At 57.6% G+C, this 26,269-nt stretch carries 24 protein-coding genes and 3 pseudogenes; 4 read left to right on the forward strand and 23 right to left on the reverse strand.

The annotated features are described in order from the left end of the window. Positions 1-151: 151 nt before the first annotated feature. The 9 genes and pseudogenes from FVV99_RS17670 to FVV99_RS17710 form a co-directional block, all read right to left on the reverse strand. On the reverse strand, positions 152-742 hold the full coding sequence (locus FVV99_RS17670) for a transposase (RefSeq protein ID WP_236645462.1): 591 nt from the start codon (positions 740-742) through the stop codon (positions 152-154). A 95-nt stretch (positions 743-837) separates the two neighbouring features. After that, positions 838-960: pseudogene (locus FVV99_RS19115) on the reverse strand (helix-turn-helix domain-containing protein); the annotation flags it as partial. Between the two features lie 442 nt (positions 961-1,402). After that, entirely contained in the window at positions 1,403-1,900 is a 498-nt protein-coding gene (locus FVV99_RS17685; protein WP_148255448.1) for a type II toxin-antitoxin system YhaV family toxin, read from the reverse strand. Beyond that, positions 1,897-2,232 carry a type II toxin-antitoxin system PrlF family antitoxin gene (locus FVV99_RS17690; RefSeq protein ID WP_148255449.1) on the reverse strand — a complete coding sequence of 112 codons (336 nt, stop codon included), beginning with the start codon at positions 2,230-2,232 and terminating at the stop codon, positions 1,897-1,899. Before FVV99_RS17690 ends, FVV99_RS17685 begins: the two co-directional genes overlap by 4 nt. Before the next feature lie 623 nt (positions 2,233-2,855). After that, positions 2,856-3,608, reverse strand: a complete 753-nt coding sequence (locus FVV99_RS17695) for a Crp/Fnr family transcriptional regulator (protein ID WP_236645463.1) — start codon at positions 3,606-3,608, stop codon at positions 2,856-2,858. 159 nt (positions 3,609-3,767) lie between these two features. Beyond that, the gene (locus FVV99_RS17700) at positions 3,768-4,487 is read right to left on the reverse strand and encodes a Crp/Fnr family transcriptional regulator (RefSeq protein ID WP_148255450.1); all 720 of its coding nucleotides are present in this window, start codon (positions 4,485-4,487) and stop codon (positions 3,768-3,770) included. Between the two features lie 403 nt (positions 4,488-4,890). Next, entirely contained in the window at positions 4,891-5,463 is a 573-nt protein-coding gene (locus FVV99_RS17705; protein WP_148255451.1) for a transposase, read from the reverse strand. 24 nt (positions 5,464-5,487) lie between these two features. Continuing rightward, the gene (locus FVV99_RS18595; RefSeq protein ID WP_161599045.1) at positions 5,488-5,649 is read right to left on the reverse strand and encodes a hypothetical protein; all 162 of its coding nucleotides are present in this window, start codon (positions 5,647-5,649) and stop codon (positions 5,488-5,490) included. A gap of 82 nt (positions 5,650-5,731) precedes the next feature. Continuing rightward, positions 5,732-6,034 (reverse strand): annotated as a pseudogene (locus FVV99_RS17710) (IS30 family transposase); the annotation flags it as partial. An 83-nt stretch (positions 6,035-6,117) separates the two neighbouring features. Between FVV99_RS17710 and FVV99_RS19135 the strand changes: the two are divergent. Next, a pseudogene (locus tag FVV99_RS19135) lies at positions 6,118-6,222 on the forward strand (IS481 family transposase); the annotation flags it as partial. A gap of 137 nt (positions 6,223-6,359) precedes the next feature. On the opposite strand, the gene FVV99_RS17715 reads toward FVV99_RS19135, so the two are convergent. Further along, positions 6,360-7,271 (reverse strand): LysR family transcriptional regulator, encoded by a 912-nt coding sequence (locus tag FVV99_RS17715; protein ID WP_148255453.1) that lies wholly within the window; start codon positions 7,269-7,271, stop codon positions 6,360-6,362. Between the two features lie 111 nt (positions 7,272-7,382). On the opposite strand from FVV99_RS17715, the gene FVV99_RS17720 reads away from it, so the two are divergent. The 3 genes from FVV99_RS17720 to FVV99_RS17730 are packed head-to-tail and all read left to right on the forward strand — an operon-like array spanning position 7,383 to position 10,930. Beyond that, complete coding sequence (locus tag FVV99_RS17720; protein WP_201745156.1) at positions 7,383-8,762, forward strand: uracil-xanthine permease family protein; 1,380 nt, start codon at positions 7,383-7,385, stop codon at positions 8,760-8,762. Between the two features lie 3 nt (positions 8,763-8,765). Then, positions 8,766-10,214, forward strand: coding sequence for an amidohydrolase family protein (locus FVV99_RS17725; RefSeq protein ID WP_148255454.1), 1,449 nt, complete (start codon positions 8,766-8,768; stop codon positions 10,212-10,214). 2 nt (positions 10,215-10,216) lie between these two features. Then, a complete protein-coding gene (locus FVV99_RS17730; protein ID WP_148255455.1) occupies positions 10,217-10,930 on the forward strand; it encodes a sulfite exporter TauE/SafE family protein in 714 nt (237 codons plus the stop codon). Between the two features lie 106 nt (positions 10,931-11,036). Here the strand turns inward: FVV99_RS17730 and FVV99_RS18885 are convergent, their stop codons facing one another. The 13 genes from FVV99_RS18885 to FVV99_RS17795 all read right to left on the reverse strand — a co-directional run bounded on the left by FVV99_RS18885 (position 11,037) and on the right by FVV99_RS17795 (position 26,141). Continuing rightward, positions 11,037-11,384 carry an RpnC/YadD family protein gene (locus tag FVV99_RS18885; protein WP_236645464.1) on the reverse strand — a complete coding sequence of 116 codons (348 nt, stop codon included), beginning with the start codon at positions 11,382-11,384 and terminating at the stop codon, positions 11,037-11,039. Positions 11,385-11,987: 603 nt separating this feature from the next. Further along, the gene (locus tag FVV99_RS17740; RefSeq protein WP_148255456.1) at positions 11,988-12,995 is read right to left on the reverse strand and encodes a sugar-binding transcriptional regulator; all 1,008 of its coding nucleotides are present in this window, start codon (positions 12,993-12,995) and stop codon (positions 11,988-11,990) included. 112 nt (positions 12,996-13,107) lie between these two features. Next, entirely contained in the window at positions 13,108-14,826 is a 1,719-nt protein-coding gene (locus tag FVV99_RS17745) for a dihydroxyacetone kinase family protein (RefSeq protein ID WP_148255457.1), read from the reverse strand. A 53-nt stretch (positions 14,827-14,879) separates the two neighbouring features. Next, complete coding sequence (locus FVV99_RS17750) at positions 14,880-15,839, reverse strand: substrate-binding domain-containing protein (protein WP_148255458.1); 960 nt, start codon at positions 15,837-15,839, stop codon at positions 14,880-14,882. A 144-nt stretch (positions 15,840-15,983) separates the two neighbouring features. Continuing rightward, a complete protein-coding gene (locus FVV99_RS17755) occupies positions 15,984-16,964 on the reverse strand; it encodes an ABC transporter permease (RefSeq protein ID WP_148255459.1) in 981 nt (326 codons plus the stop codon). Then, a complete protein-coding gene (locus FVV99_RS17760) occupies positions 16,933-18,429 on the reverse strand; it encodes a sugar ABC transporter ATP-binding protein (RefSeq protein WP_148255460.1) in 1,497 nt (498 codons plus the stop codon). Before FVV99_RS17760 ends, FVV99_RS17755 begins: the two co-directional genes overlap by 32 nt. A 48-nt stretch (positions 18,430-18,477) precedes the next feature. After that, on the reverse strand, positions 18,478-19,437 hold the full coding sequence (locus tag FVV99_RS17765) for a substrate-binding domain-containing protein (RefSeq protein ID WP_148255461.1): 960 nt from the start codon (positions 19,435-19,437) through the stop codon (positions 18,478-18,480). A gap of 368 nt (positions 19,438-19,805) precedes the next feature. Then, positions 19,806-20,282: an RpiB/LacA/LacB family sugar-phosphate isomerase gene (locus FVV99_RS17770; protein WP_148255462.1), complete on the reverse strand. Its 477-nt coding sequence runs from the start codon at positions 20,280-20,282 to the stop codon at positions 19,806-19,808. Positions 20,283-21,037: 755 nt separating this feature from the next. Continuing rightward, positions 21,038-21,970 carry a dihydrodipicolinate synthase family protein gene (locus FVV99_RS17775; RefSeq protein WP_148255463.1) on the reverse strand — a complete coding sequence of 311 codons (933 nt, stop codon included), beginning with the start codon at positions 21,968-21,970 and terminating at the stop codon, positions 21,038-21,040. A 22-nt stretch (positions 21,971-21,992) separates the two neighbouring features. Beyond that, a complete protein-coding gene (locus tag FVV99_RS17780; RefSeq protein WP_148255464.1) occupies positions 21,993-23,114 on the reverse strand; it encodes a mandelate racemase/muconate lactonizing enzyme family protein in 1,122 nt (373 codons plus the stop codon). A gap of 23 nt (positions 23,115-23,137) precedes the next feature. Continuing rightward, positions 23,138-24,643: a tripartite tricarboxylate transporter permease gene (locus tag FVV99_RS17785; protein ID WP_148255465.1), complete on the reverse strand. Its 1,506-nt coding sequence runs from the start codon at positions 24,641-24,643 to the stop codon at positions 23,138-23,140. Between the two features lie 33 nt (positions 24,644-24,676). After that, positions 24,677-25,141, reverse strand: coding sequence for a tripartite tricarboxylate transporter TctB family protein (locus tag FVV99_RS17790; protein ID WP_148255466.1), 465 nt, complete (start codon positions 25,139-25,141; stop codon positions 24,677-24,679). A gap of 37 nt (positions 25,142-25,178) precedes the next feature. Then, positions 25,179-26,141 carry a tripartite tricarboxylate transporter substrate binding protein gene (locus FVV99_RS17795; RefSeq protein WP_148255467.1) on the reverse strand — a complete coding sequence of 321 codons (963 nt, stop codon included), beginning with the start codon at positions 26,139-26,141 and terminating at the stop codon, positions 25,179-25,181. Positions 26,142-26,269: the final 128 nt, after the last annotated feature.

Below are 26,269 nucleotides of genomic sequence, written 5' to 3' on the forward strand. Positions count from 1 at the left end.
TAGTGCAACATCCTTGTTTAGGCATTTCCCTCGCCTCACTTGTCCTCACACTAGACGTTAAGTCAGCAGTTGACTGTGCGCTCGCGAACATGGCGTGGAAATCTCCGCAAAACCTACTGAGATGGACCCCGAATTTTGGTTCTTCGTCACATCATGTGGATTTGGCCTGATCGAGCAGACGCCCCACGGGACTGCCGATCAGGTAGATCATCGCGATGAAGTTGGCCTCGTTCCGGTAGCCGTGTGCGCGTGATCGGGCCGCCTGGAACAGACCGTTCATACCTTCCAGACGGGCGTTGGTCAGGCCGGAGATCCAGCGCAGCTTTTCCTTGATCACCCAGGCATCGCCGGTGGCCCCCTGATCGGCTACCAGCTCCTGGAGGGCAGCGATCTGCTTGGCCGTCAGGTTGCCGTTATCCAGGGTCTTCAAGACCGCCCACCGGAGGGCTTTGGGATGCCCCTTCTCACGGCCTTCTTTCTTGCGGACCCCATCCAGCGCCTTGGTGAAGGTCTGCACGATGTGGAACCAATCGACCGTCACCTCGGCGTTGGGGAGATTCTCGGCAACGCCGCTCAGGAAGGCCTGAGACATGTCGCAGACCACCTCGACCACGTTGTCTGGGTCGCCTCCATGCGCCGCCAGGAAGGCGCTGAAGGCCGTGATGGCGGCCTTGCCATGGCCCGGAACGGCGAAGATCACCGGCTCGTGCTTGCGCTGCATGTCGAGAAACACCGTGATCATTGTCGAGATGCAGCTTAAGACAGCGGCGAGACTGGCAACGTGTCAGTCGGGCTCGGTACCCGGCGAGACTGGCGTCATAGTGCTTGCCAGGACGGACCCGTGTGGCGTACCAGCTCCCGGGAGATGGTGCTGGGTGCACGACCCAATTGGCGTGCGATGGCGCGGATCGAGTGGCTGATAAGCATCAGCATGATAGCCGCTCGGTCTGCCGCAGTGAGGTGGCAATAACAGTGAGTCATGGCAGCACCATACCGGATGGGTCGGGTGTTGCACTTGCTCATTGAGACCGCCCAGCCTCGGCTGGCTGCCACCCTCGTTGCCTTATGGATTCCCCCCTCCGCTGCCGTGGTGCATTCGGCTTCTGACGTTCTGTGCAGCCGTCTTCTAAAAATGACACCTCCCGGGCTCTCTATGGAGCTGGTTTTCCGTAAAGAAACCGCGCAAATCTTTCTATGTACAGAAAAGGTAGGATTGATTTCTATGATGCCTGAGCATCGACAGCCATGGCGGCCGGGTCAGCGGAGGGAGGGCGAGAGACCTTCAGGAAGGACACGCTAAGGGCTTGGGAGGACTACCGGCTTGCACGCGACCGCTGACGACGTGGCTGGCTAATTGGGGGACGGATAACGAAGGTGCCGCCCCTCCCCCAGCATGTCGAAATCAAGGCTCATCATCCTCTGCCTCCAGAAGCGCTTTGATGTGTTCGCCATCACTGATGGCCGCTCTCCACAAGTCATTCCAGCTATCCGGTGGGTTACCGTTCTGGAGCATCTTCCGGAAGACAGCGTAAGCGTCCTGTTTGCTGTCATAGGCGCGCTTGGTGGATTCGTCGTTGACCCAGGCGTAGATGAGGATCTTGCTCGCAAGGTCGTAACGAAAGAAAAGCCGGTACTGCTGGTAGAACTTTGCCCGGCACCAATGGGTGTGCTCAGCCCCGAGGGTGTTTCCTTGGCGATACTGAGGGCCTGCCGGGTCCTGTGGGATGTCGTTCTTGGCCAGCTTCACAATCGCCGCCAGACGCTTGGTGGCCGGTTTGCTGCGATATCCGAGCGGATCCTTTTCCTGGAGTCGCTTCACCTTACTGGTGAGCGCATCGACCTGCTCCAGGAATAGCGGATGTGCGTAGATCGTCCATCCGTTTATCCCCAGAGGACTCATGTGTCGTTGTCATCCTCTGACAGTTCCTCATCGAGGTCTACCTCAATGCCTGCCGTCAGGCGTTCGGCCTCGGCAAAGGTGCTGGCAGTGACAGGACGAATGTTTTCCGGGTGCTCCTTCAGATCGCGCTCCAGGAAGGCCAGGAAGCTCGCCATCACGGGGTCTTGGCTGGACTCATCGCGGGCGCGAGAGAGCACCACTTCCCCATCGGGGCGAATCATGTAGTGAATCCGATCGCGGCGCTTCAGCTTCAGCGCACGACGAACCGATAACGGAACGGTGGTCTGATAGCGATCCGTCAGGGTGGAGTCATCCTCAATGGTCGTGTTCATGATTAGCCTCCACTCATTGGCAATGCAAAAGTAATGCACTTAAGGTAATGCAACCGCATTGCCCCGTCAATGACAGGGAAAGCAATCAATAGGTCCCGGCACGACACCCTATTCTGGTGTGGTTCCCAATATACGACCATTCTGTAAAGAAAACGAAGGTGTCTTTGAAAGTGGTATTATCCCACTTCATTCATCAGAGGGAATGAGGTGGGATAACGGCGGTGCTCGCTCGCTGGGTATGCCTACCGTATTGGACTGTTTTATCCAGCAGGCGATGGCCTAGGTGGTCCAGGCAGACCGGTAGTCCCGCTTCCACCCACTCAGTTATGGCTTTAGCCCGGGACGTTCCGCACACCAGGCGATTCGATACGCACAACGCTGCGCCCGGTAGAGCCGGAACAGAGTTGTGGTTGTGGACCTGGGCCTCGACGCCATCTTCGACCGGGGGAATCATGATCACCTGATAGCACGGTTGAAACAGCGTACGCCGGACAAGCCAATGCTCAGGCTGATCAACCGGCACCTGAAGGCAGGTGTTCGGGCCCACGGCTGCCGAATACCGACGCAGGAAGGTGTTCCTCAAATCAGCGCTTCCCTACTCCGTCACTCTTGCAATAGGTGCATCAACGGTGATCGTCCAACACCTGCGAGTATAGTGAACAGTCGGCGAAATAACAGCTACAGGACACTTCGATCAGGCCCGGCCGGTCAAGCACAATAATATTGCCGCGATGGTAGCTGATCAACGCCCGTTTTTGCAGCACCGTTGCAGCCTGGGTGATGCCGGCACGTCTGACACCCAGCATCGCTGCAAGGAATTCATGGGTCAGCTGCAGCCTGTTGGAGCCGGCACGATCCTGGGTCATCAGCAACCAGCGCGCCAGCCGTGCCTCGACTTGGTGGAAGTGCGTGCAGGCAGCCGTTCGGGCGAGCTGATTCATGAGCACATAAAGGTAGCGTTGCAGCCGCTGCTGCAGCACGGGACAGTATGGCAGCAGACGCTGAAATCGAGTGGCATCCATACGCAGCGCCATGCCGGCGCCTTGCACCAGTGCACACAGCGGAGATTCCTCAACGCCGAGGAGCAGCGACACCCCCATCATGCCCTCACGCCCCGCCATTGCCACTTCCAATCGATCGCCGCCGTCGAGACTGACGATCAGCGAAATGAAACCATCGACGGGAAAGTAGACCTGCTCGATGAATCCGCCCGGCTCAACCAGTACCTCACCAAACATCAGGGTTACAGGCTCACAATCGGCCATGAAGGCAGCATGCTCATTCGAAGGCAGCTCGCGAAGCAGCTGATTGGCAGCGGGAAAAACAGGGCGGGGGGCCATGGCTGCTCCGGCGTCGACGTACTTGGCAAGCGGCATGAAAAACACATGATGATTTCAATGTCGACTGCAGACCGAGATCCTAAGAGACTGCGCTCAGGCGATATAACTGCAGGTTAGCATGATGTAAAACACGCGTCGGCACGCTAGCACACATAGACGATGCAAGAGGAGTATGGCGCGGTGTATAGGTAAGGATCACATCACGGCTCGGCCATCCAGCAAACGATCGTACTCGCATTTGACGACTGCGTAGCACTCGCAGGCCTTGCCTTCGAGACGCATCCTGTCGAGCACGGTGATATGTCCACGATGATAGTCAATCAGCCCCGCCCGCTGGAGCTTGCCTGCCGATTCGGTCACGCCTTCCCGACGCACGCCCAGCATATTCGCGATCAGTTCTTGGGTCATGATCAACTGGTCACCCGGCAGGCGGTCCAGACTCAGTAGCAGCCAGCGACAGAGCTGCTGGTCGACAGTGTGATGGCGATTGCAGACCGCCGTCTGAGCCATTTGCGTCAATAACGCCTGGGTATAGCGAAGCAGCAGCCTCTGCATCACACCGCCACGATAGAACTCATCCTTGAGGCTCTGCCCCTCGAGACGGTAGGCCTCGCCGGCACTCTGCACGATAGCCCGACTCGGCGTCGTCTCACCGCCCATGAACAATGACACGCCAACAATTCCTTCATTACCGACCACCGCGATTTCCGTCGAGGCACCGTTTTCCATCACGCAAAGCAGCGAAACGATGGCATCCAGGGGGAAATAGGCATGCTGCATCACGCTGCCGGATTCACACAACGACTTCCCCAACGGCAACGTCACTCGCTCAAGATGGGGTAGCAGCCGCGCCAGTTCGTCATCCGGCAATAGTGCCAGCAACTGGCTCCGAGGGTTGAACTGTGGTACCGACATCCCAAGCCCTCCCTTGTTCGCCAGCGTCGGGCGACTACGTACGTCACCAAACGGATAATGATCGCGCCCTGTTGTCAGGCCTTTAACAGTATAGGGTGACTGGCGACATTCTATGTTCGTTAGCGTACATAGTGAAGCCGCAGCCATGACTAATCTCTTGCCTACTAGCTGTCCAGACTAATCTGCCTGTCCGTTACCAGCCACTGGTATTGCAATGACGGAGTGAGACATGCGCCAAAGATTGACGACAATACCGACGCTGGGCCAAGCACTTGACTGCTCCTCGCCCTGAAGAGGGTGTCGCAAATCGCTTAACGACTCATGACTCAACAGGCCCTCTGCGATGCCGAGGATGGGAACATGACAATGCCGGGCACCGGGGTAGCCGAGATCATTTCCCTCGTCAGGCAAAACGCCCCAGGTATCTCCACCAGAGGACCCATAAAATACGATATAGGCTCAGCGCTACCGCGCGAGCCAAGTTGTAGGCCAGGGCATGCAAGGCAAACTCTCGCTTAACGCCAGCAAGCTCCCGGCGTCGGAAGCGAGGCAGCCCCTGTTGCTGACGTAGTCGTGAAAAAACCGGCTCGACCATGGCCTTTCGTTGTCGAAATACGGTCTGAGCACCCGGATGTGTCATGATCTGCTGCAGTGCCAGGCATGCGGTCGATGTCCCGGTCCTGGCCAGAACAGTACGAGCCAGGTCTTCGACAAACGTCTGAGATAGTGCCTGTTCATGCAGACAGATCAAGCGTCCGATGTTGGCATGATCGGAGGCAATGCCTCCGGTCACCCACATGGCGCCCAGATCAACACGTGCCAGCCGTTCCAGCGAGCGCAACGATGAGACCCCGTGCATGATCCCGTAGAGAATCAACCCCATCATCGCGCGTGGCGCATAGGGTGCGCGCCCTGTGGCGGCATAGCGATCCTCGAAGGGCGTCCAATCCTGGGCATCCAGCAGGTTGGCCACCACAAAAGGAGCGCGAACCCCTGACTGCTACAGATGATCTTCAAGCGGTGTCATGCCCAGGAAAATCGCCTTGGCATCACCTTGTATGAAGCGCCGTCCTGACGAAGCTGCCGAGACGCGGGAAGACGGAGTGGCAGAGGCAGGTGATGCCTGAAAAAGCACGAATTGCCTGTCATCGGGTGTGGGCATACATGCTGTCGACACAGTAAGCTCTCAGGCAGATAAAATAGTCATTTTACGGCTTTGCCCCTTTCGCGACACCCTCTTCAGGGCGAGGAGCAGTCAAAGCCCTGGCGGCTCCCTGGACCGTAATGCACGGCAGCCAGGCGGCCTGCAGGTATCCGCTCCGACTCTCAACCAGCATCACCAGACCCGATGCCTTATGGCTCTTGAGCACCGTGTCGCCTTCCCAATGGCCAATGAACAAACGGTCTTCCACTTGGGCAAGGCGATGCTCTATTCCCACACGATGGAGGATCTTGCCGAGGCCGACTCGTTTGGCCAAATGGCGATGATAACGACGCTGCTGAGGTAGCCGCAGCGCCTTCCAGAGATCGCCGACATGGGCCTTGTCGGCGAGCTTGTCGATCACGCCGCCCCAGGCCGCATCTGTTGGTGCTGGAAGTCGTTGCGGGCGTTGGCCAGCCGTTCGTGGAATCAGGAGAAGACCTGGAACAGACGCGTAAACGCTATTGTTGGTTGCACAATCCCTCTATCCCGCAAAAGACACTGCACCATCAAGCATCGATTACAACAATGAAAAGCGCCGGTTGGCCCCATATCTAGAGAAGCATGAACGCCATTGCTGAATCGGAGTCAAGGTGAGGTGAGGGACTTTGGCTCCATTTGTCCAAATGCTCACTCCAACTGGACCACTTCACCCTGCTATTAGGTGAGTTTCAGGAACCGGGCTCAATAGCAAGCATGGCTTCACGCAGTTGCTCCACCAGCACGGCAGTGGCCATCGGCAGGGCTCGGTCACTGTGGGTACACAACACCAGCCGGGCCTTGGCGATATGACGATCCTTAAGCGGCTTGAACAGTAATTCGCCTTGAGCCAGTTCCCTGGCGACGTCGAGCCGATTGAGAAAGGCAATCCCCAAGCCGGCGCGTGCCAGCGACTTCAGGCCGAGAATACGATTGCCTGTCGCCAATGGGTCCAGTTCGATATCCGCCGCAGCCAACACCTGTTGCAGCGTCGAACCGTGGAACATCTCGTTACCGGGCAAGATCGCTGGATAGGATTGGCATTCCCGAAGCCACAAGGCTTCTCGCTCGGCCAAGGGATGGTGTGGGGCCAATACCGCTCCGAATTCCAACTCCACCTTCTCGAGAAATCGAACCTTGGGCGTCGCTGGGGGATTCATACATAGGCCAATGTCGGCATCACCACTCACGACTTGCTCGAGTATGTCGTCAGTCAATCCAGTGACCATCATGAAACGTATCCGCGGGAAACTGCCACTGAATTCAGACAGCACACGAGGTAACAACTGGTCAGTCAGTGATTCGATCGTGGCGACACGCACCTCGGCACAACCGGTGCCACGAATCTCCCCCAGGTACTCCTGCAGACGGCGTTCGTCGCGCTGCCACTGCTGCACCTGATAGAGAATCAGCTCTCCTGCCGGTGACAGCCGTAACCCACGCGGCAACCGCTCAAACAGAGGGACCCCCAACTCGTCCTCCAGTCTGAGAATCTGCCGGTTGATCGCCGAAGCGGCCACATGCAACTGCTCGGATGCCTTGCGCAGCGACCCTTGTCGTGCCACCTCCTCGAAATAGCGAAGCCCGGGCAGCAACAGGTTCATGCAATCCTCCCACTGTTGCCTTTTCGGCAACGATGAATGCAAAACATTATTATGGACCAGAACGGAAAGGCACCGCTAGGGTGACAGGACACCACAACAACAAGAGGCTCCATGATGAATACCTCTCCGACTCCTCCCCACAGCGAGGTGGAACCCGCCGACGAGCGGTTACCACTGGGCAAGCTTCTCCTGTATGGCTTCCAGCACGTACTGGTGATGGCCGCAGCACCGATTACCGCCGCCTTCCTGATCGGCAATACGCTCGAGTTGCCGGATACCATGACCGTCAGCCTCATGAGCGCGATCTTCCTGGCCTGCGGCCTCGCCGGCATTCTGCAATCGGTCGGCATTCTGGGCTTCGGGGCCCGCTTGCCGTTCATTCAGGTGCCCGGCGGTGCACCATTGGCCATTTTCCTGACCATCGCGCAAGCCACGGACCTGCAGACCGCCACCGGAGCGGTCATCCTGACAGGCGCGTTCTACTTCCTGGCCCTGCCCTTCTTCACCCGGGTGCTGAAGTTCTTTCCGCCCATTGTCGTCGGCACCATGCTACTGCTGGTGGCAATCAACTTGATTCGTATCTTCGGTGGCCTGATTACGGGGCAACCCGATTCGCCAGGATTCGCCAGCATGGGCAGCATTGCCCTGGCGCTGGTGACGATCGGCAGCACCGTGCTCTTTGCGCGTTGCTGCACCGGCATGTGGCAACGCATCAGCGTGATGTTAGGTCTGCTGGCGGGAGCCACCGTGGCGTTCGCCACAGGGGCCATGTCCTTTTCAGGTGTAGTCGACGGGCCTCTGGTCGCCATCCCTGAGCCTTTCCCGTTCGGCATGCCCAAGTTCGATATTATTGCCTCGCTGCCGTTACTTATCTTTTGCGTGGTTTCGATGACTGAAGCCACCGGCCAGACCTTGGCGACTGCTGAAATCGTCGAACGTGGAGGCGACCATAAGGCTATCGTGCCTCGCAATATCCGTGCTGACGCACTCGGCTCATTGATTGGCGGCTGCTTCGGGACCTCACTGATCATTACCAGTGGCGAGAACATCGGCATCATCCGCGCCACCGGCGTGCGCTCCCGGTACGTGACCATCACCGCCGGCGCTATGCTGATCTTCCTGGCCCTGTGCGCGCCACTTGGACGACTCGCTCATGCGATTCCTACCGCCGTGGTAGCCGGGACTGCCGTGATCGTGTTCGCCATCATCGGCGTGATGGGCATCAACATCCTGCGTCGGGTCGACTTTAACCGGAACGGCAATATGTTCACCCTCGCCACTGCCCTGGCCATGGGTATCCTGCCTATCGTGGTGCCGGACTTCTACAGTGCGTTTCCCAAGCATCTGCAGATCGTGTTGGGTAATGGCCTGGCCATGGGCACGCTGACCGCCGTGTTGGTCAATATCCTCTTCCATCACCTGGGCGCCCCTCGCCGAGACCGCCAAGGCAACGATACACCGTCCCCCCTCGAAGCCTCCAAGGGAGACTGATCCATGTCGATCGCGAGCTCGAATACCTCACTGCGTTTTCCGGAGTGTCTGACACACGGCACATTACTGCTACTTCCCGAGGAAGTGATGTTGGCCGAAGGCTGCCTGCACGGTCAGGCCGTGCTGATCGATGACGGTGTCTTCCAGGCGGTGGACGACGCCGAGGCCTTGTGCCGACGCTATCCCGACCTCGACCCCATCGAGCTACCGGGCCAGCTTTTGATGCCGGGTATGATCGATACCCACCACCATCTGACTCAATCACTGGGCAAGTCACTGGTATTCGGCGAACCATCGGAAATCTTCAAACGCATCTGGATTCCTCTGGAGACCAGCCTCGACGAGGAAATGGTACATCTCTCGGCTAAGCTGGCGGCCTTTGAGGCACTGCGTGGTGGCTTTACGACCGTCGTCGACGCCGGTACCCGCTCCCCTGCCGATACCACCGCCATTGCTCAAGCCGCCGAGGAGACGGGACTCCGCTGCGTGTTGGGGATGATCTGTAACAACCGGGGAGGCACCGCCAATGTGTCTGATGCGGACATGGACGCGGCGATCTTGCAGCGAGGTGAGCGCCATCTGGCTCGCTGGGAAAACCACCCCCTGGTACGCCCCTCACTTGCGGTATCGATCCCTGAAGTGGCCAGCGATACCATGCTGCACTCTGCCTCACACCTGTGCTGGGAAGCCGGTACGATCTTCCAGACCCACGTCAACGAGCACCTTCAGGCCGTGGAACGCTCGCTGGTGGCACAACGCCAGCGTCCGCTGGAGCATCTTTACACTGTGGGCGCCCTGGGTCCCCAGGCACTGGTGGCCCATGCCACGCTGGTCACTCCCGATGAACTTAATTTGCTGCGTGATACCGATACCGCCGTGGCTTTCAACCCTGTCGCCAGCGCCTGGAAAGGGAATGCCGTGGCACCGGCACTGCAGATGGCGGCTCTAGGCATCCGTTTCGGACTGGGAACCGACGCCACCCGCAGCGATGGCTTTCGCCTGATGGATGCTGCAGAAACCAGCCAGCGTCTGGCCTTCGGCATGACCACGGGCGATGCATCCTGTGGCGAGGGCTGGCGCTGGCTCGACCATGCCACCCGCGGAGGCGCCGATGCCGCGGGTCTCGCCGGCCTATCCGGCGAGATCAAGCCGGGTTGCGCCGCCGACTTCCTTCTGGTCAACATCGACGTGCCGGAAATGACGCCCTCCTGGGATCGTCCATGGGAACTCGTGCGTTATGCCAATCGCGACCAGATTGACGCCGTATTCACCAACGGTCGGCTACGACTATGGCAGGGCTGGCCGGTGGAATGGGATGGTCGAGCACTGCTACGTCAAGCACGCGAAGCCGCCAAGGCCGTAGAAGAAGCGCCTATATACCGGGTACATCCAACGGCTGCTGAGCTCCTTTCCCGCCGCTCGGGACGTCACATAACGGCAGGACAGAAATAGTGATGGAGCCACTTCTTACCTTCATAATACTGGCCCTGGCGACCGGCGTTGCGGCATTTATCCAGGGCGCTGTGGGGATCGGTTTTGCCCTGATCGTGGCGCCTGTCATGGGATTGCTGCGACCCGACCTGCTGCCAGTCGCGTTGTTGATATTGATGCTGCCGCTCAATGCTTACGTGGGGCTGCGCGAGCGCGACGCCATCGACTGGCGAGGGGTCGGCTGGGTTAGCCTGGGCCGCTTGCCCGGTACCCTTGCCGGTCTTGGCATTCTTGCGGTGGTGTCCACCAACGGCCTCAACCAGTTGATCGGCGCCTCAACGATCCTCGCTGTGCTGGCAGGGATCTTCGCCCCAGTATTCCAGCCTGGGCGCGGAGCCTGCGCCACAGTGGGCGTGGTAACCGGCGTGACCGAAACTGCCACCGGTGTGGGCGGACCACCGTTGGCACTACTCTACCAACACAAGCCAGGACCCGAGCTGCGAGCCACCATTGCACTCTGTTTCCTGGTTGGCGAGATCATCTCCTTGATGCTTCTTGCCCTTTCCGGCCAGTTCCAACTACACCAGTGGTTCTGGGCACTCGCACTGCTCCCAGCGCTGATTCTCGGAAGCGTGATCAGCCGACTGGCTCACCACCGCCTCGATGCCCGTCGAATGCGTATCAGCGTATTATCGTTCGCACTGATTTCCGGATTGGTACTGCTAATTCCCCGTTGAGGAGATATCTATCTGGACCGTCGAATCGAAGATGTCATCTACGACAACCAGTGCCGATGGAACGCCGTGATGAAGGGGTTGTAGGCCATAGCAACTGAAACCGATCCTACATTCCGTTTCGCAATGAGGTGATGTCTTCGATCGGTAGACCAGTCGCGCTCGCAATGGCTGCGTCGTCCAGGTGGGTGGTTCTCATCAGGTTACGTGCAGTCTCGTACAATGCTTCCTTACGGCCTTCCTGCCTGCCTTCGTGGAGACCTTCCTGCTTCCAGCGTTGCGGCCATTGGCTGGTACGTTCCTGCAACATGTCGTATACCTCCTGAAGCTCTTCCAGCCGCTCAAAGGGTTGCCACTCTTCCTCGGGGGCCTGGCGTGGCGTCCAAACGCGTTTCAACCAGGCCGTGAAGGCGCGGCGCAGGTCGCCCTGATCATCAGCATACAACCATTCGACCATACGCCCCTATACCTCCAGCGCTTCATCGATGTCCCGATGTAGCTGTTGTCGTGCTGGGCCATGTCGTTGCCCTCCCTGGCTTGATGGTCCCGGATGCTTGTATGCCACTCCCTGACGGTGTGGCAGCGGCCACATTAAATTAATACTATCTTATATAATAATGCCATAAACGCCACTACCGGGCGCCTGCGCCGCCCATCGCGACTGAAGTCGTGCCTACAAGACCTAGTGCCCATGGAATGCCGGGTTATGGGTTTGTGAGGCCCATCGCGACCGAAGTCACTCCTACAAGACCCAGTGCCCATGGAATGCCGGGTTATGGGTTTGTGGGAGCGGTTTCAACCGCGATGCAGGGCGTGAGCCCTGCCCTGTGACACCGCCGGGCGCCTTACGGCGCCATCGCGACTGAAGTCGCTCCTACAAGAGCCGGTGCCGGCGAGATGCCGGGTTATGGGGTTGTAGGAGCGGTTTCAACCGCGATGCAGGGCGTGAGCCCTGCCTTGTGACACCGCCGGGCGCCTTACGGCGCCATCGCGACCGAAGTCGCTCCTACGACAACCAGTGCCGGTGGGATGCCGGGTTATGGGGTTGTAGAAGGCTGCATTAGGCTAGGTCAGCCAGATCAGGCGGGATTTCACCGCCTGTTCGCGTCGCTTCGTCAAGCCGAATGATCGTGTGTGCGTTGGTGGCGCTGGTCGCCAGGGTATCGATCACGCCGGTGCGCAACGCCCCCAGGATGCCTACTGCCTTGGTGTGCTCACTGGCAATGGCGATCACATCGGGAATGCGTACCAGGTCCTGGATATTCAAACCGATAACTCGCCCTTGCATCGGCGTCAGTGAGGGGTTGCCGTGGATGTCGATGAAGTCATAACCCATCACGTCACCCACGGTGCCGGATAATCGTGCTTCTGCGATTTCACTGGGCGAGAACCAGCCCATACGCACCATATTGCTGTTTTCACTCACATCACCGACCCCGATCAGGGCCGTGTCAGCACGGCGTGCCCGATCCAGTGTCTGCCGTACGGTGTGGTTTTCATGGAAGGCATCGCGCAAGTCAGCATTCTGCACTAACGCTGGTGCATACAGTGTCTCGCTCTCGCCGCCGAACTTGGACGCTAAACGCCGGCAGATATGGTCAGGATTCATGTACTCGCCTGCCCGCAACGAGCCGCCAATGGCACACACGAACGACACACCGAGACGATCCTCACCGAACACATTGTCGGCTACCGCCCCGACATTGCGCCCCATACCGACCGCGACGATGTGGCCATCGGCCAGGGTTCGCGACATATGATCGGCAACCAGGCTCGCCACTGACGAACGCTGCCCATCGGCATCCGCATGATCCAACGATATCAAGGCGCGCTTGATAGAGAAGCGCCTCTTGAATTCCCATTCGAGTTCAGCACTCACCGTAGGATGCTGACGCACTCGCACATCGACGATCCCTTCCGCCTGGGCACGCTTGAGCAGCCGTCCCACCCGTATGCGAGAGAGCCCCAAGCGGTTCGCGATCACTTCTTGTGTCGCCCCTTGTACGTAATACAAGGTGGATATCTCGGTTATCAGATCAATCTCGGTACTGCCTTGACGATCACTCACCACATTACCCTGCTATCCTTGGCTGATGCCGCGATGTGACATAGCGAGTCACGGGCACTCAGTACTCAGCACATTTCATCGGCTTGCCTGGCACGGTTCGTTCATCAATGCATCAGCCGCAGCGTTTGATTACCGGTGTGATGGCTTCGATAATCATGGCCAGCGATACGGCTCCGGCATCCGGCGTTCCCAAGCTCTTTTCCGCGAGCGGGCGTGCACGCCCCACTTGAGGCAGCATTTCCGACGTGGCGTCGGCCGCTTGCGTGGCGCGCGTTGCCGCATATTGCCAGGCACTGGCCGCCTCTTGATCCATGGTTTCCCGCAGCCCCTCGGCAAACGGCCCGAGCACATCGACCAGTGTTTTATCGCCGGGCTCGGCTTTGCCAAACTTCATGACGTTTTCCAGCGCCGCCGTCGCGCCTTTAGCCAGTTGCTTGGTACTGGATGCATGCTCATTGCCGAGCACGTCACCGATGGAGCTCAATATCACGCTCCAGATGGCACCTGAGGTGCCGCCGGCTCGATCCGCCCACGCGTCTGCCGCAAATTCGAGCACGGTTTGCGCGCCGGCGCCTTGTGCCGAGGCTTCCCTGGCGGCATCGAGCCCTGCATGACACCCCCGCTGCATGCCTATCCCGTGATCTCCATCACCCGCCACCGCATCGATGCGGCCGAATTCATCGACGTTGTCATCCACCGTGGCGACGAGTATCTCGAACGCTTCGACGATACGTTCGCCTAGTTGCCTGGATATATCGCTGGCTTCCGGCACATTGCGTGTGATCGCTTGCGCGGTCTCGGTCGGATCCAACGCTTCTGCAGGGACTATGTTTCCTCGCCGGTAAGCCGGCGCATGGGCCGGCGCTCGCCATAGTGGTTCCATGGCATCGTCCAGCCAGAATAGGGTCAGAGACACACCGGCCATGTCCAGGCTGGTGACCAGTTCACCGACATCCGGCTCGACGATCACGAGACCCGCTGCACGCAACAGCTCATCGACACGCCGATAGACGACAAAGAGTTCCTCGTATTTGACGGTTCCCAGGCCGTTCAACAACACGACGACGCGGCTGCCCTCACGCGACACGCCCTCGGGGACCTCGGACAGGACCTGCTCGACCAGCAGGCCCGCCAGGTCGTCGGCACTGGGGACATCTTGCTCGCTGATGCCTGGCTCGCCATGAATCCCCAGCCCAAGGGCCATGCGCCCCGCAGGCACATGAAAAAGCGCATCGTCGGCACCCGGCAACGTGCAACCATCAAACGCCACACCGAATGAACGTGTGCGGCGATTCGCCTCGCGTGCCACTGCCATTACGTCTTGCAGAGACTTGCCGGCCTCGGCCGCCGCCGAGGCGACCTTGAACACGGTGAGATCACCAGCGATGCCGCGCCGCTTTTCCATCTCCGCCAACGAGGCACTGGAAATATCATCGGTGACAGTGACGATCTCACAAGGAATGCCCTCTTTGATGAGCCGCTCACGAGCTTGCCCAAAATGCAGCACGTCACCCGCATAGTTGCCGAAGCACAGGAGTACCCCACCCCCATTATCGGCCGCTTTGGCCACCGAATAGACCTGCTGGGCGGAAGGCGACGCAAAGAGGTTCCCCATCGCCGCACCATGCGCCAGCCCTTGGCCGACCAGCCCCGCAAAGGCTGGATAGTGACCACTGCCGCCACCGATGACGACAGCCACGGACCCCGGTCGACTCCTGGTGCGTCGCACCACCCCGCCGGGGACGGCCATCAGGATATCGGGGTTCGCCGCCACTAGACCTAGGCGGGCTTCTTCGGAAAATTCACTGGGATCATTGAACAGTTTTGTCATGGTTATTGTCCCGCAGCGTGCTCCAGAAACAGACGGACAGACAAGATTGGCACTCAACGAAACTCGTCGAGATTATCGTCAGTAATCAAGTCCACCCCGGTATCCATATAGACCGGCGTTCTTACCCCAAGCATCTGTTGCCACAAGGTGGTAACGGTCCAGTAGCCTTGATCGATGGGTCGGTTCGCCGCACTGCCTTCGGCTCGGCCGTTCTCGATCAAGTCCAGCATTTCGGGCAACTTCTCGAGCCCTACCAGATGCACCTGATCCTCCAGGCCGGCTTCGGTTATCGCCTGGGCGATTCCGATCGGGCCCGACGCTTCCGATGCCACCCAGCCGTCAAGCTCCGGGTTGGCCTGCATGATCGTTAGCGCCTGATTCTGTGCCTCGACGATGCTGTCGTTATTGATCCCCTTGGCGACGACCTCGATATCCGGGTATTCGGAGAACACCTCTTCGTGACAGCGAACACGAATGGCGTGATTCGGTGCCGATGGCGTCCCCATCATGATGGCTACCTGGCCCGTCTCATCGATGAGCTCGACCAGGCGTCGAGAAGCGGTCTTGGCCTGTTCACAGAAGTCGTTCCCGACACTGGAAACCTCGAGTCCCTCCGGGGCGAAGGAGTCGAAAATCACCACCTTGATGCCCTGGTCCAGCGCTTCCTGGAGTATGGCCTTGTTGGCGTTGCCGTCCAGCGGATCAATGGCGATACCATCAGGCTGGGTCGAGATAGCCCGCTCTATGATCTGATTCTGAATGGCCACCTTTGATTCAGACGGAGCGTTGTAGACGATTTCCACCTCCGCCCCCGTTTGAGCTTCGATCATCTCCCCGGCGAGATCCGCGCCTTCATGCACCTTGTCGAACCACGGCGCCACGGCTTTCGGGATGATGACGAAACGATAATCGTCCTGTCCTTCGAAGGTTGATTCAGCATCTTGAGCCAAGACCGAGCCGGCACTGATCAAGGAAGCCAAACCTATCGCGATAGTGGCGAAGCGAATACCCATAACCCCTCCTCTAGCATCAATTTATCGTACTGTCTTATCGCACTTTCTTGTCGTACGTTCTTGTCGTACTCTCTTGTCGTACTCTCATCTAGTACGTTCTTGTCATACGTTCAGCGCCTATACAGCGGGTATAGGCGGTGGTTTTCAGGCGCGTTTGAAGTAGCGCCGTGAGATGGAATCCAAGGAAATGGCGATGACGACGATGGCGCCACTGACCATGGTTTGCCAGTAGGGCGAGACACCCAATAGCACAATGAGATTTTCAATCACGCCTATGATCGCGGCACCGAAAATGGCGCCCAACGGCGAACCGATCCCACCGGTCGTAGGCACCCCACCGATGACGGAGGCCGCGATAGGTGCCAACACCCAAGAGTCACCGATGGATGGTTGGGCGGACCCCAGGCGAGCCACCATCAGCATTCCGGCAAGTGCCGCCAGAAAACCGGCAAAGGTAAAAACGCCGATCCGTACCTTATCCACCGGAATTCCCAACATGCGTGCCGCCGGCGTATTACTGCCCACCGCGTACATGTAACGGCCGAATGGGGTTTTCAACGTCAGAAAACAGGCCAGGATCAGGAATGCCAGCATGATCAGAAAAGGCATAGGCAAGCCGAAAATCGTGCCACTGCCGAGGAACCCAATGGACGTGGGAATACCGGTGATAGCGACACCTTTGGTCAGCACCAGGTTAAGGCCGCCATAAACACCTGCCATACCGATGGTCAGTACCAAGGAATGCAAATTGAGCAAGGTGACCAACAAGCCGTTTATGGCACCGAAAGCCGCGCCGATCGCTAGACAGGCAATGAAGGCAATCCACGGTGGAAGCCCGACACGAACCATCAAGATACCGCCAACCACACCGCAGAAACCGCCAATGGCCCCAAGGGAAAGATCGAGTTCGCCAAGGATCATCAGCATTGACTGGGCGATGGTTATGATGCCGATAAACGCCAGTGCTCTAGCGATGATGACCATGTTATAGGACGATAAAAAATTGTCCGACATCAACGCCGATAGACCAACGATGACGAATAACACGGCAATCACGCTACTCAGCGAATTACCGCCTGCGGCAGCGACCAGGCTATGCAGCGGGTTCCTCCGTTGTGTGTCCATGGATGGCTGCGATGAGTTCGTTGTTGGTTGCTGATTCGGTGTTGAATTCTCCACTGATTCGGCCCTCGTACATAGTAATGATACGGCTGGCGCAGCGATTGAGTTCGTCCATTTCCGACGACACCAAAATCACGCCCACTCCATTTTCAGCCAATTCCTTGACCAGTCGATAGATATCCATTTTCGTGCGAATGTCGATGCCCTTGGTGGGCTCATCGAAGATGAGAATATCCGGCGAACAGGCCATGGCACGGCCAATAATGGCCTTCTGCTGATTGCCGCCGGAAAGAAAGACGATATCCTTATCGATAGTCGACGTTTTAATGTCATAGGATGCGATAATGTCATGGACTATGCCGCGTTCGCGCCCGGCAGCAATGACGCCCTTTTTCCCGGTGGTATGGAATAGCGACATGCCAATGTTGCGCCGCAAGCTCTGGCCGGGAAAGATGCCGTGGAACTTGCGATCCTCGGACAGGTAAGCGAGCCCCTGACGGACGGCGTAGCGGGTATCACCGAACTTCCAGGGCCGCCCCCGGTGTTCGGCCTCGCCCGCACGTTTCGGTAGAAAGCCTAATAACGTCTGCATGACTTCTGACCGGCCGGCGCCAACCAAACCGGCAAAGCCCAGCACTTCACCACGCCTCAAATCGAAGGAGACGTCCTCGAAGCCTTTGCCACTCAATCCAGAGACACGCAGCAACAAATCACCGGGGGAACTTTCGGGCTGCAGCCTGGTGTCGGTATCGATTTCCTCACCGGACATCAGTTCGATCAGTTGGTCTTGCGTGAGCTCATCAGCTTGGCATGTGGCTCTCAACCGGCCGTTGCGGAGCACGCTGATGACATCACTGATGGCAAACATTTCATCGAACTTATGCGAGATGAACACCACGGCACATCCGGATGCCACGACATCGCGCACCACCGCGAACACTCTGTCCACTTCCGCATCAGTCAGTGCCGAAGTCGGCTCATCCAGAATCAGCACCTTCATGTGTTCATTGGTACAGGCCCTGGCAATCTGTAGTAGCTGCTGATCCGAAACCGAAATGTCCGTCACCTTGTCGCTGGGCCGCGCATGGATATTAAAACGCTCGATCCAACTCTGCGCTTCACGCTCTAGATTCCTGCGCTTAAAAAGCCCCATACCCGGGTGGGTGCGTGAAAACGGCATGAACAGGTTCTCGGCTACCGTCATGTTGACGAACAAGTTGATTTCCTGCGGGACATAAGCAATGGCTTCATGAGAATCCTGCTCGCCAGGCCCCTCCGCTCCAATGATCACGCGTCCATCCGTGGGGCGGTCCAGACCGGTCAGCATTTTCACCAGCGTCGATTTTCCGGCCCCGTTCTCGCCGGCCAGGGTGTGTACCTGTCCGAGTTCGATATCAAGTGACACATCGTCCAGCGCTCTGACCCCGGGGAATTCCTTACTGACACGGTCTACACTGAGGTACGCCATAATGCCCTCCCCATGGCGAAATCACGGGCGGCGCACCGCCCGCAAGGGTCAATGTTTGAAGGAAGCGACGTTTTCCGGAGTGATCATGATGTTGCCGGTATCGATGTGATCAGGCGTAACGGCACCCGTGGTTTCCTGCCACATGTTCATTACCGACCAGTAGCCCTGCATCAGCGGACGCGATGCCGAAGAGGAATCCGCCACGCCTTCCTCGATCAGCACCAGCATTTGGCTCAGGTCATCGAGGCCTACCAGGTGCACGTCACCCACCTTGCCGGCTTCCTTGATCGCCTGACCGATACCCACCGGCCCCGCTGCGTCACAAGCCACCCAGCCATCGAGCTCCGGGTTAGCCTGCATGATGGACGAGGCCTGCTGCTGAGCCGTATTGATATCGTCGTTATCGACCCCGGTGGCCACGACCTCGATACCCTCATGGGAGTCGAATACCGCCTCGGCACAACGCGCCCGTTCTGCGTGATTAGGCGCAGTGGGAACCCCCATCATGATGGCGACCTGGCCTTCTCCATCGAGCAACTCGACTAAGCGGTTGGCTGCCATTTCGGCCTGCTCACAGTAGTCACTACCAACGCTGGTCAACTGCATGCCTTCCGGTGGCAAGGAATCGAAGATCGTCACACCCAACCCTTGATCCAAGGCTTCTTCCAGCATCATGCGGTTACCGCTGGGATCAAGCAGGTCAACGATGAGGCCGTCTGGTTGAGTCGAGATGGCACGCTCAATGATCTGATTCTGCTCGGTGACACTGGCGGATGTAGGCGCGCTGTATTGCACTTCGACGTCTGCCCCGGTTTGCGCTTCGATCGCATCGGCGGCTTGCTGAGCCCCTTGATTGACGCGGTCGAACCAGGGGTGAACAACTTTAGGTACCAGCACGAAGCGATAGCTATCCGCGGTTTCCTGGCCAGGCCCGACCTCTTCTGCTTGCAAGCTGCCGGCAGACAGCAGTCCGATAGCGGCGATGAGACTAGCGTTTACCATTTTCATATGACCACCTCGTCATGATTTGTTGTGTAGCGCTCGTCCATGGCGCGATTTCAGAACGATGACAGCTTGTCGAACGTGCCTCTGCAGCGATGCCATGCGTTGTTCCAAACAGCCGAACATTTGATTTTTATATGTTCTTATGAACACACAAAAAGCCTAATCGATATCGGACCCAGTGCAAGCACCCCACCCCTAGACATTGGTGTAATACGAACACAATATTTTGATAGAAAAGAGAAAATAGAAAATTCGTTAGCGAAGACGTCGCAGAAAAGAGAGAATATTCGATCACATAAACAACAAATGATCACAAACATTCCCCAGGCTTATGTACAAATCGCCCCACACTGAAGACCGATGTCACTGACTCAATAAGCGTTAGTGAAGCGCGCCTCGTACTCGCTTATCCTCTTGACCTTCTGCGCGGATGCACCACCGGGAAAACTCTTGGCGAGAAAGGTGGAGACGATATCCTTGGCTAACTCAGGGCCGATCACACGCGCCCCTAAAGTCACGATGTGGGCATCATTGCTGGTGCGCGCTTTCCCGGCAGAATAGGTGTCATGAGCCTGGGCGGCGCGAATCCCAGGCACTTTGTTGGCCGAAATGGCCACGCCGATGCCGGTACCACATAGCAGCACTCCACGCTCGCAGCGCCCTTCCTGGATAGCCTCGGCCACTGCCACAGCAATATCCGGATACAGCACCGGTTCCGCATCAAAGGTACCGAAATCCTCAACGTCATGGCCCAGGTCACGGACATGCGCGATCAATATCTCCTTGAGTTCGAAGGCCGCTTCATCACCGCCGATCGCAATTTTTAGAGAAGAAGTAGACTCAGACATGCAAAGCTCCTTTGGTGGCGCGCTCGCTACCGCGTCGACGAGCACTCCTGACAACATACCACCAAAGAAACATATGAAAAGACATTGATCATCAGATCATCGCGTACATACTGGTTTTCTAGGTCATGGAAGGAGGGAGAAAATTCAATTAACTTTATGATTTTTATGAATTATTAATGGGTTATCAATCGGTTCACCAGCTTTAGTCTAATAGGCGAACAAAGGGAGCATTGCGCTCTACCTGCCTTCCATTGGAATAATCCTCAATCATATGTTCAATATGCTCTCATAAATGTGAGATTTGTAGACGTGGTTTCACCGTGATGTGGGGCATTAGCCCTGCCCTGTGCTACCGCCGGGCGCCTACGGCGCCATCGCGACTGAAGTCGCTCCTACGACAACCGGTGCCAATAGAATGCCTGGTTATGGGGTTGTGAGGCCCATCGCGACTGAAGTCGTTCCTACGACAACCTGTGCCGGTAGAGTGTTGTGGTTATAGGGCTGTAGGAGCGGTTTCAACCGCGATGCAGGGCGATAAGCCCTGCCCTGTGACACCGCCGGGCGCCTTACGGCGCCATCGCGACTGAAGTCGCTCCTACGACAACCAGTGCCGATGGAATGCCGTGATCATGGGGTTGTAGGAGCGGTTTTAACCGCGATGCAGGGCGCTAGCCCTGCCCAGGTGGCACAGCCGGGCGCCTTACCGCCACGACCCGCTTTCGCATAGATCTCCTTCCGTCAAACGAGCGCCCGGCTCATGCTATCGGGAAGCCAACACGTCCCGGCATGGCGAAGCCTCGGGTATCGAGGGCACTCTTGAGCGCTTGGCACTGCGTGTCATCAAGCTCGACCAGCGGGGGACGCACGCGACGCCACTGGGCATCCTCGCTGTACTGGGCCGTTGCCGCCTTGAGTGCGGGTATCATCGGGAAACGTTCGAATTCACGACGCAGGCCGGACAGTGCCGCCTGTCGGGACTCGGCATCCTCCTCGTGCCAAGTACGTGCGAGCGCGGCGATCGGCCCGGGATTGACATTGGCTGTGGCGCTTATGCACCCTGCCCCACCGGCACACAAGGTATCGAGCAGGAAGTGCTCGCTGCCGGCATAGATGTCGATCTCCTCACCAAATGCGCGAATCATCGCTAGGGTATTGTCCCAATCTCCCGAACTGTCCTTGATCCCGGCGATAGTACCGGGGTAAGCCTTGAGCAAACGCTCGACGAGCCCTAGTGTCAGTGGTACCTGCGACACCGGCGGGATGTGGTAAAGAAAGACCTTGAGTGACGATGTCGCCACCTGCTCGATGACCGCCGAGAAATAACGGAATAGCCCCTCATCAGAGACTCCCTTGTAATAAAATGGCGGCAGCATCAACACCCCGGCACAGCCGTTGTCGACGGCGTGGCGCGTGAGTTCCACCGTATCGCCGATAGCGCAGCCTCCGGTGCCAGGCATGAGGCGTTCACCGGGGATGCCAGCCTCGGCGAGAGCATCGATGAGCTGACGCTTCTCGGCTAGTGTCAGCGAGTTGGCTTCAGAATTGGTCCCGAAAATGGCCAGATCGACATCGTTTTCGAGTAACCAGCGACAGTGCGTGACGAAACGCTGCGAATCCACCGACAGATCGTCCGCAAATGGTGTGATCACGGGTGACCATACGCGACCAGTATGGAGAGGCTGATTCATAGTGTCCTCGGATTGATGATAGTTATTGCCAGTCGTCGATCGCGTAGCGAGCGAGCGCCTCGGTATCAAAGTCGAAGCCTAGTCCTGGCGTGGTCGGTAGCGACAGATTCCCATCAGCGAACTCGAGCTGGGTGTCGATCAGACGGCGGAAATTCAGGACCTGGTCATCGGCGAAGAACTCGACGAAGGGCGCATTGGGAGCCGCTGCCACCAAATGCACATGCAGATCATGAAACCAGTGCGGATACACCTCGACACCATAACTGGCGGCGGTGGCAGTAATTCGACGAAACTCGGTGATTCCGCCACACACCGCGGCATCGGTCTGCAAGATCATCGCCGCTTCCTTGTCCAGCAGTTCCTTGAAGCGCCAGCGCCCGGCTTCGATCTCCCCAGTGGCCACCGGTACCGGAGTCCGCTCGGCCAGACGGCGGTGATTGTCGATATCATCGGGACTGAACGGTTCCTCGATCCAGTAGGGGTTGTAGGGTTCAGCCATGCGCATGAAAGCCAGCGCCGACGGTAGGTCGCGCCAAGCGTTGTTGGCATCCATCATTACCAAGACGTCCTGCCCCACAGCTTCACGAACGGCTGCTAGGCGGGCTTCTTCATCGGCCAAACGCTCACGCCCCACCTTCAGCTTCACTGCCTTGAAACCTTGGTCTACATAGCCACGCATTTCATCCGCTAAGTGCTGCGGCGTCTTGCCTTCCAAGTAATAACCACCACTGGCGTAGGCTGGAACGCTTTCAGTCTCGTTGGCCCCGAGCAACTTGTAGAGCGGCAGTGCGGCCGCACGGGCGTTACGATCCCAGAGCGCTGTATCGACAATGCTGATGGCACGCATCACCGAGCCGGCACGCCCATGCAGCAGCGCCTCCTGGTACATCTCACGCCATAGCCCTTCCACGCGGTGGGTGTCCTGTCCCAGCAACACGGGTTTGAGCAACTCACGTACCGCCGACGTAACCAGTTGACCGGCATTGCTACCGCCATAGCAGAAGCCGATGCCGACGTGGCCGTCGTCACCGGCTACTTCCACCAAGGCATAATCGCGCTTGAGTACGCGGCGGTTGGAGAAGCTGGTAGGTTGGTCCAGCGGCACGCTGACAGTCCTAGCGCGCACATCAGTGATACGAGTCATGGGTTCTCCTTAGTTCGTCTTGTCTATTGAGAGCGGATCATCTTGAACAGCGATTTGATCCAGCGGAAGAAAGGTGTGGCCTGCAAAAACGACAGCAGAGCGATCAGGAGCAACACGGTGGCGATGGGGCTTTCGAGAAAGACCCAGAAACTTTCTTGACCAATCAGCATCGACTGCTTGTAACTTTTCTCCATGACCGGACCAAGAATCAGTCCAATCACCATAGGCGCTGGTGAGATATCGGCCTTGACCATCCAGTAGCCGAAGGCGCCGAAAGCCAGCATCAACCCGACATCGAAGAAGTTGTTGTTGATCGCGAAGGAGCCGATGATGCACAACGTAATGATGGCACAGGCCACGAACCCATCGGGTATGCGCGTCACGCTCACGCACAGTTTGGTAAACATCAACCCGACCACTAACAACGCGATATTCGCCATAATCACCGCCCAGATAAGGGTAAAGGTAATCTCGCCATGGTCGGTGAGCAGATTAGGTCCCGGCAGGATGCCCTGCACCATCAATGCACCTAGCAGTATGGCGGTCGAAGAACTGCCAGGAATTCCCAGCGCGATGGTCGGGACCAACGCCCCACCCACTACAGCGTTATTGGCCGCCTCCGGCGCCGCTACTCCGGCGATGTTGCCTTTGCCGAAACTCGACTTGTCCTTGGCAAAACGCTTGGCCTCGTTGTAAGCGAACCAGCTCGCCGTATCGCCGCCGGTTCCCGGAATTAACCCCGTGGCGATACCGATGCAGCCAGAGCGCAAGATGTTGGGCATCAATCGTTTGAGTTCAGACATCTTCGGTACCAGGCGGTCCTTGATAGCGCTCGCCACCTTGCTCGGTGAGCCGGTCTTTTCAATTAACAGCAGCGCCTGCGGCACAGAGAACAAACCGATCAAGGCGACAGTGAAGTCGATCCCGGAGAACAGGTTGATATTGCCGAATGCCATGCGTGGCGTGCCGGTGGTGGTATCCATCCCCACGGTGCTGACAAGCAATCCCAGACCGCCGGAGAGTAAGCCTGGAACGACCGAGCCCTGCGACAGTGAGCCGATGATGGTCATGCCCAGCACAGCAATGGCGAAGAGTTCGACAGGGCCGAATTCGAGCACCATGACCCCGAGTAGTGGTGCTGCCGTGAGCAGTGCTACACCACTCATCAGCCCACCGAAAAACGACGAGAACAGTGATATGCCCAGCGCTTTGCCCGCTTGGCCCTGCTCAGACAACGGGTATCCGTCCATGACTGTGGCCGCTGCAGCGGGGGTACCCGGCGTGCGCAGCAGGATGGCGGCGATGGAACCGGCATAGGAAGCTCCGACGTATAGCGCCGCCAACATGCTGAGTCCAGTAGCCGGCTCAAGCGTAAAGGTCAGCGGCAACAGCAGCGCCAAGGCCATGGTGGCGGAAAGCCCTGGCATCGCGCCGACAAACAGCCCGAGCAAAGTGCCGAGTAAAACCAGTGAGATGTTCGTGAGTGAGAGAACATTGGTCAGCCCACCCAAAATCAGTGCCAAGTCCATTGAGAGTCTCCCGATCGGACTAGGATCAGTGTGCTATAGAAAGGTGGGAAATAGCGGAATGGGTAGCCTGAGGAACCCCAGGAACACCACGCCGACAACGGCCGTGAGCCCCCCGATGCCGATGAGCGAAAACCGGAGAGACACGGTTCGTACCGTCAAAAGGACAATGGACATGAACAGAACGGTAGACACGATGTAGCCGAGATAGCGGATTGCGATCAGATAGACCACGCTCAACAGGTAGACACTCGCCACGCGCCACATTCTATCGAATCTCGGTGTATCACTTTGGCTTTTGTCCTGCTCACCTCCCTGCTCCGTGACGGTCCTTTTCCTGGTCAGCTCGCCCAAGATGAGAAACCCGGAAAGGATAGCGACCGCCACGGAATATATGATGGGCATTTGAGCCGCTTCGCCCGGATAGCCCAATGCGTTAATATAGAAAAATCCAGCGAGTATCAGGCCAAAAAATCCCATGACCAAGCGGCTCGTATTCACATTAACCTCCTATGGATAATGAAGCCCAATCAAGGTGTCAGGCGTCGTCCTCGACCTTTTCCCAGATATCCTGATACTCGGATTCCATATCAGTAATCATCTGTTCGTAATCCTCTCCGGTCACAACATCGATATTGAACGCGCTGTCCTCCGCTTGCTGCAGGAATTCCTCATTTTCGGCTAGCTCCTCGAACGCCTCTATGAGGTTCTGACGTGCCTCATCAGGGATATCGGCAGGCGCACTGTACCCGCGTGATGACCCAGCCACGACGTCGATATCCATCTCCTTCAACGTGGGCACATCCGGGATCATATCGAGACGTTCTTCGGCTAATACCGCCAAGGGCTTCAGGTCACCGGACTGGATCTGACTGTAGACAATGCCGACGTTATTGAAGCTGGCATCAATCTTGCCACCCATAGCTGCAGTGGCGGAAGGACCATCCCCTTCGAAGGGAACCTTCTCGAACTTCAAGCCGGATGCTCGCTCGACCATAATGGTCGAGAAATAGTCATCCCCGCCCACACCAGAGTTACCGACGGTCACCGTGCCCGGTGATTCTTCAGCAGCTTCGAAGAGATCCTCAACGGTATCGTACGGACTATCCTCACCAACCACGATGATCCCCGGATCGGTGATCACATTGGCGATAGGCGTCAGTTCATCGACGTTGTACTGCATTTCTTCGTTGATGAGGTAATTAGTCATCAACATTGGGGTATTGGTGATGCTGATCACCGTGCCATCGTTCGGACTCTGCTTGGCCAAGCGGGTCCATGCAATGCCACCGGTAGCGCCGGGAATGTACTCATTGACGAACTCGACATCGAGAATATCGCTCAAATAAGGCTGGGCCAATTGCGCCAACGCATCACTTCCGCCCCCGGCCTTGAACCCCTGCAATACCCTGATTTCATCGCCAGCCGAATACTCGGCATTTGCGGTAATTGGTAGGGCCATTGCAGTCATGATAGTGGCGGTCAATAGCTTTATTTTCATCGCGTGAACTCCAAGTGGATTTTTATTTGTTGCGTGCCATCAAAACGTAGTACTCTATCAATCATATTGTCAATAATATTATTGACATGAAGACAAAGGTCTAAGAACCTGCAACGACGGCGATCCAC

The sequence above is a fragment of the Aidingimonas lacisalsi genome, from assembly GCF_008079445.1.
Taxonomy (GTDB): Bacteria; Pseudomonadota; Gammaproteobacteria; order Pseudomonadales; family Halomonadaceae; genus Aidingimonas; species Aidingimonas lacisalsi.

Excerpts from the sequence above, each read along its gene's own strand:
- FVV99_RS17670 (WP_236645462.1), bottom strand. The coding sequence starts at position 742 with ATGATCACGGTGTTTCTCGACATGCAGCGCAAGCACGAGCCGGTGATC.
- FVV99_RS17685 (WP_148255448.1), bottom strand. The coding sequence starts at position 1,900 with ATGAGTCCTCTGGGGATAAACGGATGGACGATCTACGCACATCCGCTA.
- FVV99_RS17690 (WP_148255449.1), bottom strand. The coding sequence starts at position 2,232 with ATGAACACGACCATTGAGGATGACTCCACCCTGACGGATCGCTATCAG.
- FVV99_RS17695 (WP_236645463.1), bottom strand. The coding sequence starts at position 3,608 with ATGCCGCTTGCCAAGTACGTCGACGCCGGAGCAGCCATGGCCCCCCGC.
- FVV99_RS17700 (WP_148255450.1), bottom strand. The coding sequence starts at position 4,487 with ATGTCGGTACCACAGTTCAACCCTCGGAGCCAGTTGCTGGCACTATTG.
- FVV99_RS18595 (WP_161599045.1), bottom strand. The coding sequence starts at position 5,649 with ATGCCCACACCCGATGACAGGCAATTCGTGCTTTTTCAGGCATCACCT.
- FVV99_RS17715 (WP_148255453.1), bottom strand. The coding sequence starts at position 7,271 with ATGAACCTGTTGCTGCCCGGGCTTCGCTATTTCGAGGAGGTGGCACGA.
- FVV99_RS17720 (WP_201745156.1), top strand. The coding sequence starts at position 7,383 with ATGATGAATACCTCTCCGACTCCTCCCCACAGCGAGGTGGAACCCGCC.
- FVV99_RS17725 (WP_148255454.1), top strand. The coding sequence starts at position 8,766 with ATGTCGATCGCGAGCTCGAATACCTCACTGCGTTTTCCGGAGTGTCTG.
- FVV99_RS17730 (WP_148255455.1), top strand. The coding sequence starts at position 10,217 with ATGGAGCCACTTCTTACCTTCATAATACTGGCCCTGGCGACCGGCGTT.
- FVV99_RS18885 (WP_236645464.1), bottom strand. The coding sequence starts at position 11,384 with ATGGTCGAATGGTTGTATGCTGATGATCAGGGCGACCTGCGCCGCGCC.
- FVV99_RS17745 (WP_148255457.1), bottom strand. The coding sequence starts at position 14,826 with ATGACAAAACTGTTCAATGATCCCAGTGAATTTTCCGAAGAAGCCCGC.
- FVV99_RS17750 (WP_148255458.1), bottom strand. The coding sequence starts at position 15,839 with ATGGGTATTCGCTTCGCCACTATCGCGATAGGTTTGGCTTCCTTGATC.
- FVV99_RS17755 (WP_148255459.1), bottom strand. The coding sequence starts at position 16,964 with ATGGACACACAACGGAGGAACCCGCTGCATAGCCTGGTCGCTGCCGCA.
- FVV99_RS17760 (WP_148255460.1), bottom strand. The coding sequence starts at position 18,429 with ATGGCGTACCTCAGTGTAGACCGTGTCAGTAAGGAATTCCCCGGGGTC.
- FVV99_RS17765 (WP_148255461.1), bottom strand. The coding sequence starts at position 19,437 with ATGAAAATGGTAAACGCTAGTCTCATCGCCGCTATCGGACTGCTGTCT.
- FVV99_RS17770 (WP_148255462.1), bottom strand. The coding sequence starts at position 20,282 with ATGTCTGAGTCTACTTCTTCTCTAAAAATTGCGATCGGCGGTGATGAA.
- FVV99_RS17775 (WP_148255463.1), bottom strand. The coding sequence starts at position 21,970 with ATGAATCAGCCTCTCCATACTGGTCGCGTATGGTCACCCGTGATCACA.
- FVV99_RS17780 (WP_148255464.1), bottom strand. The coding sequence starts at position 23,114 with ATGACTCGTATCACTGATGTGCGCGCTAGGACTGTCAGCGTGCCGCTG.
- FVV99_RS17785 (WP_148255465.1), bottom strand. The coding sequence starts at position 24,643 with ATGGACTTGGCACTGATTTTGGGTGGGCTGACCAATGTTCTCTCACTC.
- FVV99_RS17795 (WP_148255467.1), bottom strand. The coding sequence starts at position 26,141 with ATGAAAATAAAGCTATTGACCGCCACTATCATGACTGCAATGGCCCTA.